At 71.1% G+C, this 13,567-nt stretch carries 15 protein-coding genes and 1 pseudogene; 11 read left to right on the forward strand and 5 right to left on the reverse strand.

Translation table 11 applies throughout. The annotated features are described in order from the left end of the window. The 5 genes and pseudogenes from AB0K09_RS20305 to AB0K09_RS20325 form a co-directional block, all read left to right on the forward strand. Positions 1–254: pseudogene (locus AB0K09_RS20305) on the forward strand (hypothetical protein); the annotation flags it as partial. A gap of 98 nt (positions 255–352) precedes the next feature. After that, positions 353–1,000 carry a hypothetical protein gene (locus AB0K09_RS20310; protein ID WP_366066773.1) on the forward strand — a complete coding sequence of 216 codons (648 nt, stop codon included), beginning with the start codon at positions 353–355 and terminating at the stop codon, positions 998–1,000. Between the two features lie 133 nt (positions 1,001–1,133). Beyond that, on the forward strand, positions 1,134–1,427 hold the full coding sequence (locus tag AB0K09_RS20315) for a hypothetical protein (RefSeq protein WP_366066774.1): 294 nt from the start codon (positions 1,134–1,136) through the stop codon (positions 1,425–1,427). 241 nt (positions 1,428–1,668) lie between these two features. After that, positions 1,669–2,556 (forward strand): hypothetical protein, encoded by an 888-nt coding sequence (locus AB0K09_RS20320; protein WP_366066775.1) that lies wholly within the window; start codon positions 1,669–1,671, stop codon positions 2,554–2,556. 137 nt (positions 2,557–2,693) lie between these two features. Further along, a complete protein-coding gene (locus AB0K09_RS20325; RefSeq protein WP_366066776.1) occupies positions 2,694–2,960 on the forward strand; it encodes a hypothetical protein in 267 nt (88 codons plus the stop codon). 393 nt (positions 2,961–3,353) lie between these two features. On the opposite strand, the gene AB0K09_RS20330 is transcribed toward AB0K09_RS20325, so the two are convergent. Next, positions 3,354–3,491, reverse strand: a complete 138-nt coding sequence (locus AB0K09_RS20330; protein ID WP_366066777.1) for a hypothetical protein — start codon at positions 3,489–3,491, stop codon at positions 3,354–3,356. A 248-nt stretch (positions 3,492–3,739) separates the two neighbouring features. Between AB0K09_RS20330 and AB0K09_RS20335 the strand changes: the two genes are divergently transcribed. After that, positions 3,740–4,132 (forward strand): hypothetical protein, encoded by a 393-nt coding sequence (locus AB0K09_RS20335; RefSeq protein ID WP_366066778.1) that lies wholly within the window; start codon positions 3,740–3,742, stop codon positions 4,130–4,132. 134 nt (positions 4,133–4,266) lie between these two features. Here the strand turns inward: AB0K09_RS20335 and AB0K09_RS20340 are convergent, their stop codons facing one another. Next, a complete protein-coding gene (locus AB0K09_RS20340; RefSeq protein ID WP_366066779.1) occupies positions 4,267–5,823 on the reverse strand; it encodes a hypothetical protein in 1,557 nt (518 codons plus the stop codon). Between the two features lie 378 nt (positions 5,824–6,201). Further along, positions 6,202–7,077 (reverse strand): Ku protein, encoded by an 876-nt coding sequence (locus AB0K09_RS20345; RefSeq protein WP_366066780.1) that lies wholly within the window; start codon positions 7,075–7,077, stop codon positions 6,202–6,204. Positions 7,078–7,210: 133 nt separating this feature from the next. Between AB0K09_RS20345 and AB0K09_RS20350 the strand changes: the two genes are divergently transcribed. The 4 genes from AB0K09_RS20350 to AB0K09_RS20365 are packed head-to-tail and all read left to right on the forward strand — an operon-like array spanning position 7,211 to position 9,160. Continuing rightward, positions 7,211–7,588: a hypothetical protein gene (locus tag AB0K09_RS20350; protein WP_366066781.1), complete on the forward strand. Its 378-nt coding sequence runs from the start codon at positions 7,211–7,213 to the stop codon at positions 7,586–7,588. A 2-nt stretch (positions 7,589–7,590) separates the two neighbouring features. Then, positions 7,591–8,115: a DUF6233 domain-containing protein gene (locus AB0K09_RS20355; protein WP_366066782.1), complete on the forward strand. Its 525-nt coding sequence runs from the start codon at positions 7,591–7,593 to the stop codon at positions 8,113–8,115. 30 nt (positions 8,116–8,145) lie between these two features. After that, positions 8,146–8,502, forward strand: coding sequence for a hypothetical protein (locus AB0K09_RS20360; protein ID WP_366066783.1), 357 nt, complete (start codon positions 8,146–8,148; stop codon positions 8,500–8,502). A 4-nt stretch (positions 8,503–8,506) separates the two neighbouring features. Then, the gene (locus AB0K09_RS20365) at positions 8,507–9,160 is read left to right on the forward strand and encodes a GIY-YIG nuclease family protein (RefSeq protein WP_366066784.1); all 654 of its coding nucleotides are present in this window, start codon (positions 8,507–8,509) and stop codon (positions 9,158–9,160) included. A 291-nt stretch (positions 9,161–9,451) separates the two neighbouring features. Here AB0K09_RS20365 and AB0K09_RS20370 read toward each other — a convergent pair whose 3' ends face one another. Beyond that, on the reverse strand, positions 9,452–10,093 hold the full coding sequence (locus tag AB0K09_RS20370) for an HNH endonuclease family protein (protein WP_366066785.1): 642 nt from the start codon (positions 10,091–10,093) through the stop codon (positions 9,452–9,454). 351 nt (positions 10,094–10,444) lie between these two features. Here AB0K09_RS20370 and AB0K09_RS20375 point away from each other — a divergent pair, with 351 nt between their 5' ends. Beyond that, positions 10,445–10,867: a lamin tail domain-containing protein gene (locus AB0K09_RS20375; protein WP_366066786.1), complete on the forward strand. Its 423-nt coding sequence runs from the start codon at positions 10,445–10,447 to the stop codon at positions 10,865–10,867. 326 nt (positions 10,868–11,193) lie between these two features. On the opposite strand, the gene AB0K09_RS20380 is transcribed toward AB0K09_RS20375, so the two are convergent. Beyond that, the gene (locus AB0K09_RS20380; RefSeq protein WP_366066787.1) at positions 11,194–13,467 is read right to left on the reverse strand and encodes a Helicase associated domain protein; all 2,274 of its coding nucleotides are present in this window, start codon (positions 13,465–13,467) and stop codon (positions 11,194–11,196) included. Between the last annotated feature and the right edge of the window lie 100 nt (positions 13,468–13,567).

Below are 13,567 nucleotides of genomic sequence, written 5' to 3' on the forward strand. Positions count from 1 at the left end.
GGCTCACCTTGGCTGGACCCCGGGAGAAGTCCCTCGAAGGCCAGGCGCCCGCCCGCGAGCGCGGCCGCCACGGCGGACGCCCCAAAGTCGTCGACAACGACATGGCCGACTACGCCCGCAGCCTGCGAGCCAACGGCGTGCCCGTTCCCGAGATCGCCCGCAAGCTCGTCATCACCTCGGGCAAGAACCAGGGCCAGCGTTATCTAGGGCTGATGGGCTATTTACGCAGGTCAGGTACATGGTCGAGGTGTTAGGCACATAAGGCACGTTCCCCGGCACCGGAGCCGGGGGCGGTCGTTGTACCCAGGGACCCGCCGACCGGTGTGCGGGCCGGACTGTGAGAGGGCCCCGGGTGAGCGAAATCGATCCGTACACCGAGCTGAAGCGGCAAATGTCCGAGGCGAAGGAGCGCTTCGCCTCCGACGTCGAGGGTGCCACGATGACCGTGGTCAAGGACGACGGCGTACACCGCCACCTGTCCTTCCGATTCCCGAAGGCGTCCTGGGAGTGGTGCGAGGTCGTCACCTGGCCCGGGATGCTGGTTCTGCGCGGCGGGCTGGGCTGCTGGTCCTTCACCCGAGTCGAGGACATGTTCGGCTTCTTCCGCCCCACCCCGCACCGGGAGCGGATCGACCCCGTGTACTGGGCCGGGAAGCTGGTTCCCGGTTCTGGCAGCGAGGCCAAGGAGTACAACGCCAAGCGCGCGGCGTCCTACATCCGGAACACCGTCGTCGACGCCATCGTGGAATACCCCTCCTTGTCCGAGGACGTGGAGAACGACCTGTTCCCTGCGTGGGGCGGCCCCGACCTGAGCACGGAGGCCGGACTGCGTGCGGCACTCGGCCGCTTCGAGGGCGCCTACCAGGACATTCACAAGGGCTTCCGCTTTCCTGTCGAAGACTGGGACCTCCACCGCTACAGCGATTGGTTCCTGCTGTCCTGCCTGGTACTGCCCTGGGCCGTCGAACAGTACGACGCTGTCCTGGCACCGGTCGGCTGAAGGAGCGTCGAGCAATCCGGGGCATGGCACGTGTGCCCCCCGGGTTAAGTGTTGCGGCGTCGTCAATCGGCTTGTCCTTGGGATGCATACTGCTGTGTCGACGTCGGCAATCGACTCAGCCCTGAGAAGTGGCGTGACCTGGCACGAGATCGGTCGCGCACTCGCCTCGCTTGAGGGCGCCGGCCTGCTCCTGCGGCAGGCAGCAGCGCTCCTACTGGGGCTGCCTGCCGCCAATCGTGCCGCCGAGCAGGAGCTTCTCGCGCAGCTCAGCGAGGACGCCACCCACACGGAGGGCACCGCTCAAGACGTCGAGGACGCACGCAACGACCCCCTGGAAGATGTCTGGGTGGCCGCAGTTCTGCGATTCCAGCAGAACACCCGGTTCCCGGCCCTGCCCCGCCCTCCTTCACGCGACTGCGTTCCGTGAGACGCCGACTCGGTTCACTGAGACAGCACAACGCCTTCCAGAAATGCATCGTGCGAGCCTCCGCACCCTACATCTGTATGTCGGGTAACAGACCCAGCACACCACCCACTCACCCGCGCGCCGCCCGGCCCCGCCCCGCGCCGTACCCGTGGGGCACCCCCTCGGCCACGGCTCACCTGGGAGGGTGGGGCTGCGAGTCTGTTACCCGACATACATCTGCTGTCCTCTAGAGTCCTGCGGCGTGACTGATTCTGCCGCGCTCGACCTGGTCGAGGAGTTCGTAACCGGCCCCCACTCGGCGGCATCCGGGCTCTTCGCCGACGAATCCGTCTACCGCTACCGCGAGACCCTCACCGCCTACGCGGCCTGGGCCGGAGACCTCCTCTGGCAGCCCACCCAACCCGACGTCCAGAACTTCGTCATCCACCACGCCCGCGCCGCCGCCAGCCGCGACCAGGCCGTCGGCATCGTCCGCTCCTTCTACCGCTACCTCGAAGGGCGCGACCTCGTCCCCGCCGGGACGTACCGCGAGCTCCTGAAGGGGTGGCAGCGCTTCGCGTCTGTTGATCGCACCCCGCGCCCGGGCGGCCTCGACGCCGCCGGCATGCTCCGGCTCAAGGAAGCCGCCGACCGGCACGCCGGCCCCCGCGACCGCGCCATCATCTACGGCCTCATGAACGCACCCACCCAGCTCCGCCCCGGACAGATCACCGGCCTCCTCCTGGAAGACCGCTACAACGAGCAGCACCGCACCCGCTGGGCCGTGCCAATGAAGAACGCTTCCCGCACCGCGAAGGCACTCATCACGTTCTGCCCGGACTTCGTGTGGGCCATCGACGAATACCTCCCCCACCGCGTCACCAAAGAGAAGTGGAACACCTACGACGGCCGCGGCCCGCTGTTCACCAGCCGCACCGGCCGCGCCCTCGGCGGCGACGCCGACGCCCGCCGCGAACAGCGGTCCTCCTCCGACAACGCGATCCTGCGCATCGTGCGCAACGTCGCCGCTCTCCACCCCGCGCTGAGGGAGGTCGCGCCGACCCTGTCCGCGGACGCCATCGCCCACTCCCCCAGCCCCCTCGTCCACGAAGGCGACGACCAGGACGAGACGGCGGCACCACCGGCATAACGGCAACGCCTTCCGCCGCCATTCGCAGGCAGAGGTCAGCCGGGGCGGGACATATGCGCCGTGGTGGTCCGGGCACACCCCATATCCGCGGTCTGCGGAGCGCGGCGCGGAGGCCTGGCGTACGGCAGACTCGCGTCGTGACCACCGAGCCCACCTCGTCCTCCCGCGCGCGACCGCTCGGGCAGGGCGTCTCCGCCCTGATACCGGCTACCGCTTCCCCCGCGCACCAGGCGGCGGCCCTGATTGCCGCCGTGCAGGACGTGCGGCTGCCCGCCGCCCTCGTGCAGGCGGCTGCCCTGCTGCTCGACGCCGCCGCCGGGCCGGAGCCTCTCGATGTCACCGCTCGCGAGCAGGCGGCGGCCGTCGCCGCGCTCCTGGCGAAGGCGGCATCCCCCGAGCTTTGAAGGTGGTCAGTCTGGCTCCCTTTTTCGCCGGCGTGCGGGAGGCGGCCGCTTTCGTTCGTGCGGGTGACGGCAGCGCACGGGTTGACCCGGTGGTGGCGGAACTTCCATCTCCCCGTGGGGTCGGCAAGGGCGGAGAAACACCCACGCCTCGACGCCGGCCGGGAGGGCCCCGGACAGTCTCCCCCACCTAAGCGCATCCATAGATGCATGCGCAGGTCGGAAAGGCCCGGTACGGTGGTGAGCGCGACGTCCACCCGGCCGGGCAGTCGGGAGGCTGCGGCCTAGCCGGCACGCAGCCGACGGACGTAGCGGAACCCCCCACCGGGGGCACGGTGGCGGGGCTCCTGGAAGGACCACTCGCGGTAGTCCCTCGCTAGTACGTCTGGCGAGGGCCTACGGCTTGGGCCTCACCTCCAGCCACCACCGAAACACCGCGACGATGACGGCGCCCACGAGGGGAGCCACCCAGCGGTAGATCCGGTAGAGCCGGGCCCGCAGGCGAGACCGGTCCTTCTTCTTGCGATGGCGCACGTGCTGCGCCTTTCTCCCGGGGTGGGCAGTCGCCCACCGGTCATCCCTCTCGACGGAGGGCTGACCATGGGCGCGGCCACCCGGAGACTCCCGGGGGCCGCGCCCCAAACAGCCCCCCGTACGGGTGTGGCTGACCGTTGCGGGCGCCCCGGAGAGACCGGCACGTCACGTCGTCATCACGCGGGAGCATAGCCGTGATCCACGTCGCCCGATAACGGAACGGGGCAGATAGGCGACCGATGGTGAGCATGACGCCTCCCACTCTCACCGCAGCCGGCGCGCACGCGCTGGTGCTCCCCGCGGTCTCCGGCGGCGGCCGCCGCCGCGTCACCCACGTCAGCGCACGGCTCCTTGAGTCCCTCGACCGGCACGTGCGGGCTGGCTGCGACACCGAGCGCAGCGCGGCCCTGGCCTCGCTGCTGGCCCTGGTGACGGACGTCGACGCGGACGACCAGGACGTCACCGAGCCCCACCTCACCGGCGGGGCGCCGATCGACTGCCCGACCGTCCCCGCACTCGGTACGCGAGTCCGGCTTCACCTGCTCGCCGACGGCGCCTTCCTCGCCGCCTTCGCGGACGAAGCCGCGCCCGACCGGAGCTCCTGCCGCTGCGGCCCGGCATGCGGAGCGGGCCCGGCCTGATACGGCGGCCCAGAGGTCTGCTGGACGCCGATGAGCTTGCCGAGGATGTTGCTGCCGGCGGTGGCCTGGCCGGTGCCAAGGCGAGAGCCCCACACCGCTGGTGTGGGGCTCTCGGGGAGGAGACGATCGCGGCGTCAGTTGTCCTGGGGACGGAATCCGTCGACGCCGACGGCGGCCGGGTCGGCGGCGGGGGAGATGTACTCGGCGACCGCCCGCCGGGCCCACGCGGTTACGCCGGGGGCGCGACGGGCCTCGATCTCGCTGTCGAGCTGCTCGTTGGCGATGCGCTCGGCATCGGCGGGGAGCAGGTGGCGGTACATGAGGTCGTCCAGGGCGTGACGGACTGAGGTGCGCCCGGGGCCCTCGGGCAGGGCGCGGCGGGCGGTGTGCAGGGCCCGGGAGATGACGGCCTGACCGACGTCGAGGAGCTGGCGGTACTTGTGGCCGCCCTGGGCCAGGCGGGCGGCGGCCTGCTCCAGGGAGAGGCTGCCCCGTTCGGCGAGCGCTGCCACCAGAGCGTCCTCCCGGGCCCGGCGGGCGGCGTCGATCAGTTCGGTGCCCTCGGCGTAGGTGGTCTCGGGGAACTGGCTGTGCAGCTCGCGGCCTTCCTGGGTCCAGTCGTGCAGGTCCCGGTCAGGGTGGCGTGGCCCCCAGTCCTCCGCCCATTCGTACGGGCCGTCGGCCCCGATGCCGAGTTCTTGGGCGATTGCCCCCGCCTGCCAGTCAGTCCAGACCAGGGTCCGCCAGCCGGTGCCGGTCCACACGATCAGCGACGAGTTCGGCGGGTTGCCCTGCCGCGGGTACCAGGCGGGCTCGGGGATCTCGGACCTGTCCGGGGAGGCCGGGCGCGGCCCCGGGGCGGTGGCGGTGGCGGGGCGGGGGCGCTCGGGAGCGTCCGGGGCCGGGAGATAGGTGTCCGTGGTGAGGGAGGCGACGCCGTTGTCGGTGCCGTGCTCGATGACGTCGGCGCGGGCGTAGTGGCCACGGTGCGCGGTGTAGGCGCGGGCGATCTGGCGGGCGTCGTCCCGGGTCGTGCACCAGCCGACCGTTTGCCAGTCCGAGGTGCTGCCGCTGTAGTCCTCGCCCAGCACCCTGCCCTCGTGCCCGAGGTCGAGCCAGACCGCGACCTGCCAGCGCAGCCCCGGCGCCGGCGCGAACGTCTGTGGCGGGTCCACGATCCGGCCGGGCGCCTCCACCGGCCAGCCGGTGTGAGCCCAGATCCACCGGCCCTCATGCAGCCACGCCCACTCGGGCATCGCCACCACGGTCACGGAGTCGTCGCTCGCGCGGACCGGCACCGGCACGCGGGGCCCGCGGCTGGTGGAGGTGTAGCCGGAGCGGTTCGGCCCGTACTGGGTCTCGCGCAGCACGTAGCCGTCGACGGCGGCCTGCACCGACGCCCACCGCTTCGGCTGGGGGCGGATGGCCTTCTCCTCGGCTCGCGCTCGCGCCTCGACCACCTCCGGGTCCGGCTCGGCCATGCGCACCGGCAGCGGCTCACCCTCCGCCGCGAGCGCCCGCAGGCAGTCCACGACCATGCGCTCGGGCAGTACGTCGGCGTCGAAGAGTTCGAGGTGAAGGGGAAGCGGATGGGCGCCCGTCGTCTCGCTTCGGAGGGCCGCGGTGTACTTGGCGCCGACGCGGGCGGCGGCGCGGGCCCGCTTCGCTGCGGTCGGCTGCTTCTTCGGCATGACGTCTCCCAGCCGGATGGACCCACGCTCCTCCGGCCGTACGTCAGGGGCCAGGAAGGACAACGGCGGTACTCAAGGGCACGCCCGTGATCATCTACGCGGGCCCCTGGAGACCTTGGCCGCCCCCTTTCGGGGCTGCCCGCGGCGTGGGCGCGGACTTGAGCGGCGACCGGCGGTACGCGGCTAGCCGGGTGGTGCCCAACAACGGTATCGGGCAGCACCGACAGAGCGCCGGAACTTCGCTGACTGGTGTGGAAGCCAGCGGCGGCGCCGATGCTCAGGACGCGGTCCGCGCGGACGTGACGCGGTCGGAACAGATGCGGTGGCGAGCAGGCGGCGGCCGTCGCCGCGCTCCTGGCGAAGGCGAACCGCCGGTGGTCAGCCAGTCCGCTTGGCTCCCTTTTTTGCCGGCGTGCGGGAGGCGGCCGCCTTCTTCCCCGCTGTCTTCTTGGCAGGAGCCTTGGCGGGCGGGGTGTCTTCCTGGTCGGCGCGGTCGATCGAGGCCTTCAGGGCGGCCATGAGGTCGACGATGTTGCCGGGCGCCGGCGCGGTCTCGGCCCGAGGAGCGGGGCGCCGCTTGTCGACCTTGGACTCGACGAGCTCGCGCAGGGCTTCCTGGTAGTCGTCGACCAGGGCGTCGAGGTCGAAGCCTTCGCTCATGCGTTCCATGAGGCTGGCGGCCATCTGCATCTCCTGGGGCCGGACCGTGACCGAGGCCGGTGGCGCGAGCCCGGCCGGGTCGCGCACCTCGTCGGGCCAGTACATGGTGTGCAGGGCGAGGAGCGGGCCGTGGACGCGCAGCAGGGCCAGGGACTCCTTGGTGCGCAGCGCGATCTTGGTGACGGCGACGCGGTTGGTCTGCCGCAGGGTCTCGCGCAGCAGGACGTACGGCTTGCTGGCCGCAGGCCCTTCGGGCTGGAGCAGGTAGGGCTTGTCGAGCTGGAGCGGGTCGATCTCGTCGGCGTCGATGAAGGCCAGGACGTCGATGAGCTTCTTGCTCGGCAGCGGCAGCTCGGCCATGAGGTCGTCGGTGAGCACGGCGCGCTGCCCGTCGCGGTCCGCGCCGCGCGCGACGTGCTCGTAGTCGACGATCTCCCCGCATGAGTCGCAGATGCGCTCCTGGCGGATCCGACCGCCGTCCTCGTCGTGGACCTGGTGCAGCTGGATCCCGTGCTCCTGGACGGCCGGCACCAGCTGGACCGGTACGGACACCAGCCCGAACCCGATGGCGCCCTTCCACATGCTCCGCGGCATACCCCCAGCGTGCGACGCTGCGGGCCTTCCTGCATGCCGTGCCCGCCCTCGCGCCGGTGCTGGGCGATGCTCGGGGGTGGCGGCAAACCACATGTGAACAAACGTACGAATCCAAGAGTAGGATTGCGTCATCATGGCCGGTACACATTCCTTTCCATCGGACCTGCTGGCGGCGCAGCGGGAGCTCCACGAGGTCACCGCGCGGCTTCGCCAGGTGCTCGCCGAGCTCCCCTGGTCGGTGGAGCCGCTGCCGGGCTGGAGCAGCGACCCCGAGCGCGACCGGGGCTACCGCAGTGAGCGCCCTGACAGCCCCGGCTGGACGTCCGCACAACAGCAGACCGTGGCCGACCTGCGCGAGCGCGCCGTCGAGCTGTCCATCGCCGTGGCCACCCACCCCTACTGGTCCACAAAGAGTCCCGACGGGTCGGAAGACCGCAGCTGGGTCGTCGCCGCACGCATGGCGCTCAAGCACGCCCACGAGCAGGCCGGCGAGCAGGAGACGGCGGCATAGCCGTGAACGCGGCCGCTGACCTGGACCACCCGCAGACCCCGGCACCCGCGGTATGGGTGGAGCTGCCGGACGGCCAGAGCGTGACCGCGGAATTCCTCGCCCGCATCCGGCAGCCGTCGGGGTGGTGGTGCGAGCTGCGGCTGACCGTCTGGGGAGAGCTCCACCTACCGAGCGGGGACCTGGTTCCCGAGCCGTGCGAGGTCGTGTTCCGCGTCCCCGCCGGCATGGTCACGCCGATCGACGGCACCGACTACTCGACGGTGCCCACCCGGCGCCCCGGACCACCCAGCCGCGACCGTCTCGCCGGGGAGTTCACCGGCCGGTGGAGCCTCCAGCGCATACCCACCCCCGCCGGCCAGCCGCTGCGCCGCATCCTGCACTACGAGACCTGCTGGCTCGGCGACAGCGAACCCACGATGACGCTGGACGACGCGCGCCGCGCGCTGGTCGAGGGCGCCGAGCCGTGCCCCGCGTGCGGAGCCGAGCGCCTCAACGAGCTGCGACACCCGCCGCCGGTCGGCCAGTAGCGCCGTGGGGGCGACGGTCGTTCAGACGATATGACCACCGATTCCGCCGCCGCGCCGGTGCCACTGCCCGCACCGGTCGTCTCCCACAGCGCCCGCCGCCGCATCACCCACATCAGCCCGGCCCTCGACGACGCGCTCGCGCCGTTCATCCGCGCCGCCACGCCGGGCGAGCACCGCTCTGCCCTGACGGCCTTGGTCCTTCTGGCCACCGCCGTCGACGCCGAAGCAGGCGACGGCGAGCACCCCGAGCCCCAGGCCCCGGTCGACTGCGCCGCGGTGTCAGCCCTCGGGCAAGACGTACGCCTGCACGTCTTCGGCGCCGACGGCGGACTCCTGGCCGCCTTCGCCGACGAAGACCTCCCGTCCGCCTTCACGGTCACGGAGTGATGGCGTGAGCCGCCGGAACTCCAAACGATGGGTCTACGTGGTGGGCTCACCCGCCGCCCGCGCGGTGAAGATCGGTGTGAGCAACGACCCCCGGGCGCGCCTGGCCGACCTCCAGGTGGGCTCGCCCGTGCCCCTTCTCCTGCTGTGGAAGACCCCCGGCGGCCAGGGCCTCGAGTCCGCCCTGCACGCCTACTTCGCTCCGTACAGGACGCATGGGGAATGGTTCGACTTCCAGGACGAGGACCCCGTCGCTCTCGTTGCGACCGCTGCCGTCCTCATGGGCCACCGAGCACAGCCCAAGCTCATCGAGCAGGACCTTCGATACCGGGTCAGCAACTGCACGGCCTGTGCCGCCCGCCGGGTCAGCGAGGCCACCGACCACCGGAAGAGCCCCAGCGCAGCAACACCTTCCCCGGCTCCGCGCCCCACCCCTCCCCCTCCCGAGCCTCCCCCGTTCACCAACCGCCTCAAGGTGCTCACCGCCGTCCGCCAGGCGGGTGGCCCGGTCCGGCAGAAGACGATCGTGGAGATGACCGGCATCGCGAAGGGCACAGTCAGCCGAGAAGTCCAGAAGCTCGTGACAACTGGTGTCCTACGCCGAAGCCAAGACGGCGCTTTGACAATCGCCTCTCCCCCACCTGGGCATTCCACACCCTAGGTAGTCCGTGGAGGCGGGCGCGGCTGGTTCCCTTGCCAGCTCCACCGCCGCTCGCCCACGCCGCGCGTGGGGTCGGATCAGGGCAACGAGAGGTCATCGGGGGGAAGCGCAACCGTGCTCCATGCCCCTCCCCCGACTAAGGCACGAGGCTCGAGGCGGCCCCCGTCGTTCGAGCGGGGGCCACCTCGAGCAGGTGCTGCGCACCCTGGCGCAGTGCGCCGTCAACGGTGGTGGGCGCCGACCGCCGGACCGCTCCCGCCACCGCGTGGCAGCGGGAGTTCGACGCCGCCGTCAGCAGCCGTTGAGGACGGCGGTGAGCTTGGTCTTCTCGGCCTGGTCGACCGTCAGGCTGTACTGGTGCTTGACCGTCACCCACATCTCGGCGTAGGTGCAGGCGTAGTTCTTGAGGGGCGGCATCCACTGCGCCGGGTCCTTGTCGCCTTTCGCTTGATTCACGCGGTCGGTGACGGCGATGAGCTGGCTGTGGGTGAGGTCGTTGGCGAAGGCCTGCCGCTGGGAGGTGGTCCACTGGCTGGCGCCGGAGCGCCAGGCCTGGGCGAGCGGGACGATGTGGTCGATGTCGACGTCGGCGGCGTTGTGCCAGGTGGCGCCGTCGTAGGGGGAGTACCAGGTGCCGGAGACCGCGGCGCACTTGGTGTCCTGCTGCACGTCCTGGCCGTCGCGCTTGAGCACGACTTCGCGCGTATTGCACTGGCCGTACTGGGTGATCCAGTGGGGGAACTTCGCGCGGCTGTAGCCGTCCATGCTGGTCTCGGGCGCGACCGTGAGCTGGCCGAGGTAGGTGCGCGCGGTGCCCGCGTCGGCGGGGGCCGGCGGAGCGGCCTGGGCGGTGGGGCCGGTGAGGGTGAGGGTGCCGACGAGCGCGGCCAGGCCGCCGGCGATGGCGGTACGACGCGCGTAGACGCTGCGCATGGAGAACTCCCTGATGTGGTGGGGGCTTACCGCGTGAGCTGCGGCAAGGCTGGCGACGAGGGGTGTCTGGGGGGTGATCGCCAAGCAACAGGGTGGCGACGCGCGCATGCCAAAACAAGGGGGGGTGTGCCCTATCCCGCAATTCCGAGAACAGGTTGCGCAACCGATCTTGTCGCGCTGGGGGCGTGCGCGGTGCGCACAAGGAGGAGCGTGCCCGTTGAGGTTCCGTAACACGCTCGATGATCCTCTGCCCTGCGGCGAGCGCCGAGGCCAGAGTGGTCTGCCCCGGCGCTCGCCGGGGCCTTGAACCGTTGGCGCCGGCTACTCGGCCGCGCCTTGAGAGGGGTCTTCATGTCTCGTCTTGTCAGCCGGCTCGCAGTGGCGGCCGCGGCTTCCAGCGCCCTGGCCGCTGTGGCCGCCGTGCCGGCCTCGGCCTCGCCCGCGGTGGGCTTCGGCGCGATCCAGTACGACAGCCCCGGCAAGGACACCCGCTCGAACGCGTCCTTGAACGCCGAGTGGGTGACGCTCACCAACCGCTCCGACCGTACGGTTGACTTGGGCGGCTGGACCTTGTCGGACGCATCACGGCACACCTACCGCTTCCACCTGAAGCTGAGCGCCCACCGGTCGGTGAAGGTCCACACCGGCATCGGCCGGGACACGGCCGCGGACGTGTACTGGGGCTCGCGCGCCTATGTGTGGAACAACGACCGCGACACGGCGACCCTCAAGGACTCGCGCGGCCGAGTGGTCGCGGTGAAGTCCTGGCGGTAGCCGCCGCGCAATAAAGCCCCCGCTCTCGTGGGCGTGGGCTTCACGCGGCGTCCTGCACAGGACGGGGAATCCGTCGCCAGCCCACCCCCCGCAGCCGCTGTCCAACGTCGTCTTTGTGGGTGGCGCGGCCGGCCGCGAACGGCGCGGGCGAGGCCAGCGGCCTATCGTACGAGATCGGCTCCGGCCGGCTGGGCTGTCACGTCACTTCCTCCAGTCGGTGATGAGGGCCCGGCGACGGCGCCCAGGCCCTCGGTCTCCCGGATGGGGTCTTGCTCAGGTGCTGGCGTCCAACTGGTGAGGGACCGCGCCGGCGCGTAGGGCGGTGGCTACCAGCGCATGCCAATGGCGTCGAGCAGCGCGATGCGCTGCTGGGTGATGCCGCCGGGTTTGATGCCGCTGCGGAGCTGGCGCTGGTGCAGGATCCATGATCCCAGGCGCAGGCCGTCGGCGGTGACGTGCGCGTGGGGGACTTTGAGGTGGTGGTGCTCGGCGTGGAACGCCACGGCGGCGGCATACATGCGTTGCCAGCGGGCCTCCCGAGGCTCCCAGAAGAGCCCAATTTCATCCCATTCGCGGAGCTGCTGGTCAGTGAGTTCGCCGTTGCGGTATTTCAGGCGCTGGGTGTTGATCCAGGCGCCGGTGCGGTGGCCGTCCGGTGCGGTGTAGCTCTTGGGGATGTCGGTGTGGCCGTACTGGTCGCGGAAGGCCCGGGCGTTTCGGATGCCGGTCTGCCAGGCTTCGGCGGCGATGTCGATCTTGGGCCAGTGGACCCCGAGCGCCTCCAGAGCGGCCTGCTCTTCCGGGCGGATCGTGCCGTCGGCATAGAGCCGGCGCCTTTTCTCCAGCCAGCGGCCGAGTGTGTATCCGCTGGGCGTCTGGTAGGTCGCGGGGATGCGCAGGTGGCCGTGCTCTGCGCGGAAACGGGCGGCTTCTTGGAGGACGGCGGCGAAGGCGGCGGCGTAAGGATCCCAGACCATGCCGAGCTCGTCGAGCAGTTCGATCTGCTGGGGGCTGAGCCGGCCCCGGCGGCGCCGGTAGCGGAGCTGAGCGATCCAGGGCCCCAGACGCAGGCCGCCCTCGGTGACGTGGTCGGCCGGCACCAGGAGGTGGCCGTGCTCCTGGTGGTAGCGGACGGCTTCCCCGTAGCCCTCCCACCACACGCTGGTGGTCTGCCGGACCATGAGGACCTTCAGATGCTGCACGACGGCGTCGCTGATCCCGGGGGGCAGCATAAACGTGATCTTGTCGGGCAGGCTGGGGCTGGAAATGCCGTTGTTCATGCGGAAACGGTTCAAGGCGTCACTGAGGTCCTCGTCGAACGCCCGCAGGGCCCGCACCACCTGCCACAGTGTCTCGAAGTCCCCCGGCTCCAGGTCGCCGATCTCTCCATCGTCGTCGGGCACGACGATGGGCACCAGGATGACCGACGGGCCGGACAGGGACGGGTCCGTACGCAGCGCGCGGCCCACGGCCTGGGTGATGTCGACCGCCGAGCGCTTGGGGTGAGCGAACAGCACCGCGTCCACGCGCGGCAGGTCGACGCCCTCGCCGAGGCAGCGGGCGTTACTGATCACGCACCAGCCCTCGTCGCCGATGCCGAGGTGGCTGAGCACCTGCTTGCGGGTTGCCTGGTCCATCTGGCCGTGGACGTGCGCCGCATACAGGCCGTCGAGCTCGGCGGGCGCGCAGCGGGCCAGGGTGCGGCGCAGGCTCCGGGCGAACTCGGCTGCGGCCGCGATCCGGGGGTGGAAGGTCAACACGCGGCGTATGCCGAAGGTCTCGCGGGCCCGGCCGAGCGCGACCTGGGCGGCCACGGTCTGCAAAGAGGGGGCGCCGAGCTCGTCGACGTACTCGACGTCTTCGTCCAGCAGCAGCTTGCGGGCCTCGCTGTCCCGCAGGCCCATCACCACGATGCGGTAGTCCGCGAGGTACCCCTCGCTGATGCCCTGAGCGAAGGTGTACTGGCCAAGGACGGGGCCGAAGACGGATGTGTCCTCCATGCCGATCATCGGCACCGAGTCGTCGGTGACCTCGGTACGCATCTCCTCGCGGGGGGTGGCCGTCATGAACAGCCGCCGGCGGCTGGGCAGGCGGCCGCGGCCCAGCAACTGGCGGGTGGGAGCATCCAGCCGCCCGGAGAGGTGATGTGCCTCGTCGAAGACGAGCAGATCCAGCGGGCCGGTACTGCGCAGCGCCTCGTCCAGGCGCAACGCCGACCGGTAGGTGCTCAACACCAGCCGCAGCCCGGCCGTGCGCTCGTGCAGCCACGCGGTGATCTCCTCGGGCCGGGTCGTGACCGGCACCCCCAGATCCTGGGCGTGTACCGGGGCGTCGGCGACGGTCTCGTCGCTGCACACCGCCAGGGCCTCCAGCCTCGGCCCGTAGTGGCGGCGCCAGGTCTCCAAGGTCTGTGCCACCAGCGCGAGCGAGGGGACCAAGACGGCGACCGTGCCGTCCTGGCCGAGCAGCCGCTCGGCGCTTGCCACGGCGATCAGGGTCTTGCCCGAACCGCAGGCCATGCGGACCTGCCCGGCCCCGCCCTCCCGTAACGCCTCGACCACGCTCGCCGTGATCTGCCTCTGATACGGCCGCAGCTCCACGCCGCTCCTCCCCACCCCACTTGCCCGACGGTACTTTCAGGTCTTGCCCAGTTCCCCGGCCCGCTGGAGAGCGCGATCGGCGTAGTGCGAGGCGCTGCGG

The sequence above is a fragment of the Streptomyces sp. NPDC049577 genome, from assembly GCF_040675635.1.
In the GTDB taxonomy this organism is placed as follows: domain Bacteria; phylum Actinomycetota; class Actinomycetes; order Streptomycetales; family Streptomycetaceae; genus Streptomyces.

Coding starts and splice junctions, on each gene's coding strand:
- AB0K09_RS20335 (WP_366066778.1), top strand. CDS start 3,740: ATGACGCCTCCCACTCTCACCGCAGCCGGCGCGCACGCGCTGGTGCTC.
- AB0K09_RS20340 (WP_366066779.1), bottom strand. CDS start 5,823: ATGCCGAAGAAGCAGCCGACCGCAGCGAAGCGGGCCCGCGCCGCCGCC.
- AB0K09_RS20360 (WP_366066783.1), top strand. CDS start 8,146: ATGACCACCGATTCCGCCGCCGCGCCGGTGCCACTGCCCGCACCGGTC.
- AB0K09_RS20345 (WP_366066780.1), bottom strand. CDS start 7,077: ATGCCGCGGAGCATGTGGAAGGGCGCCATCGGGTTCGGGCTGGTGTCC.
- AB0K09_RS20375 (WP_366066786.1), top strand. CDS start 10,445: ATGTCTCGTCTTGTCAGCCGGCTCGCAGTGGCGGCCGCGGCTTCCAGC.
- AB0K09_RS20370 (WP_366066785.1), bottom strand. CDS start 10,093: ATGCGCAGCGTCTACGCGCGTCGTACCGCCATCGCCGGCGGCCTGGCC.
- AB0K09_RS20350 (WP_366066781.1), top strand. CDS start 7,211: ATGGCCGGTACACATTCCTTTCCATCGGACCTGCTGGCGGCGCAGCGG.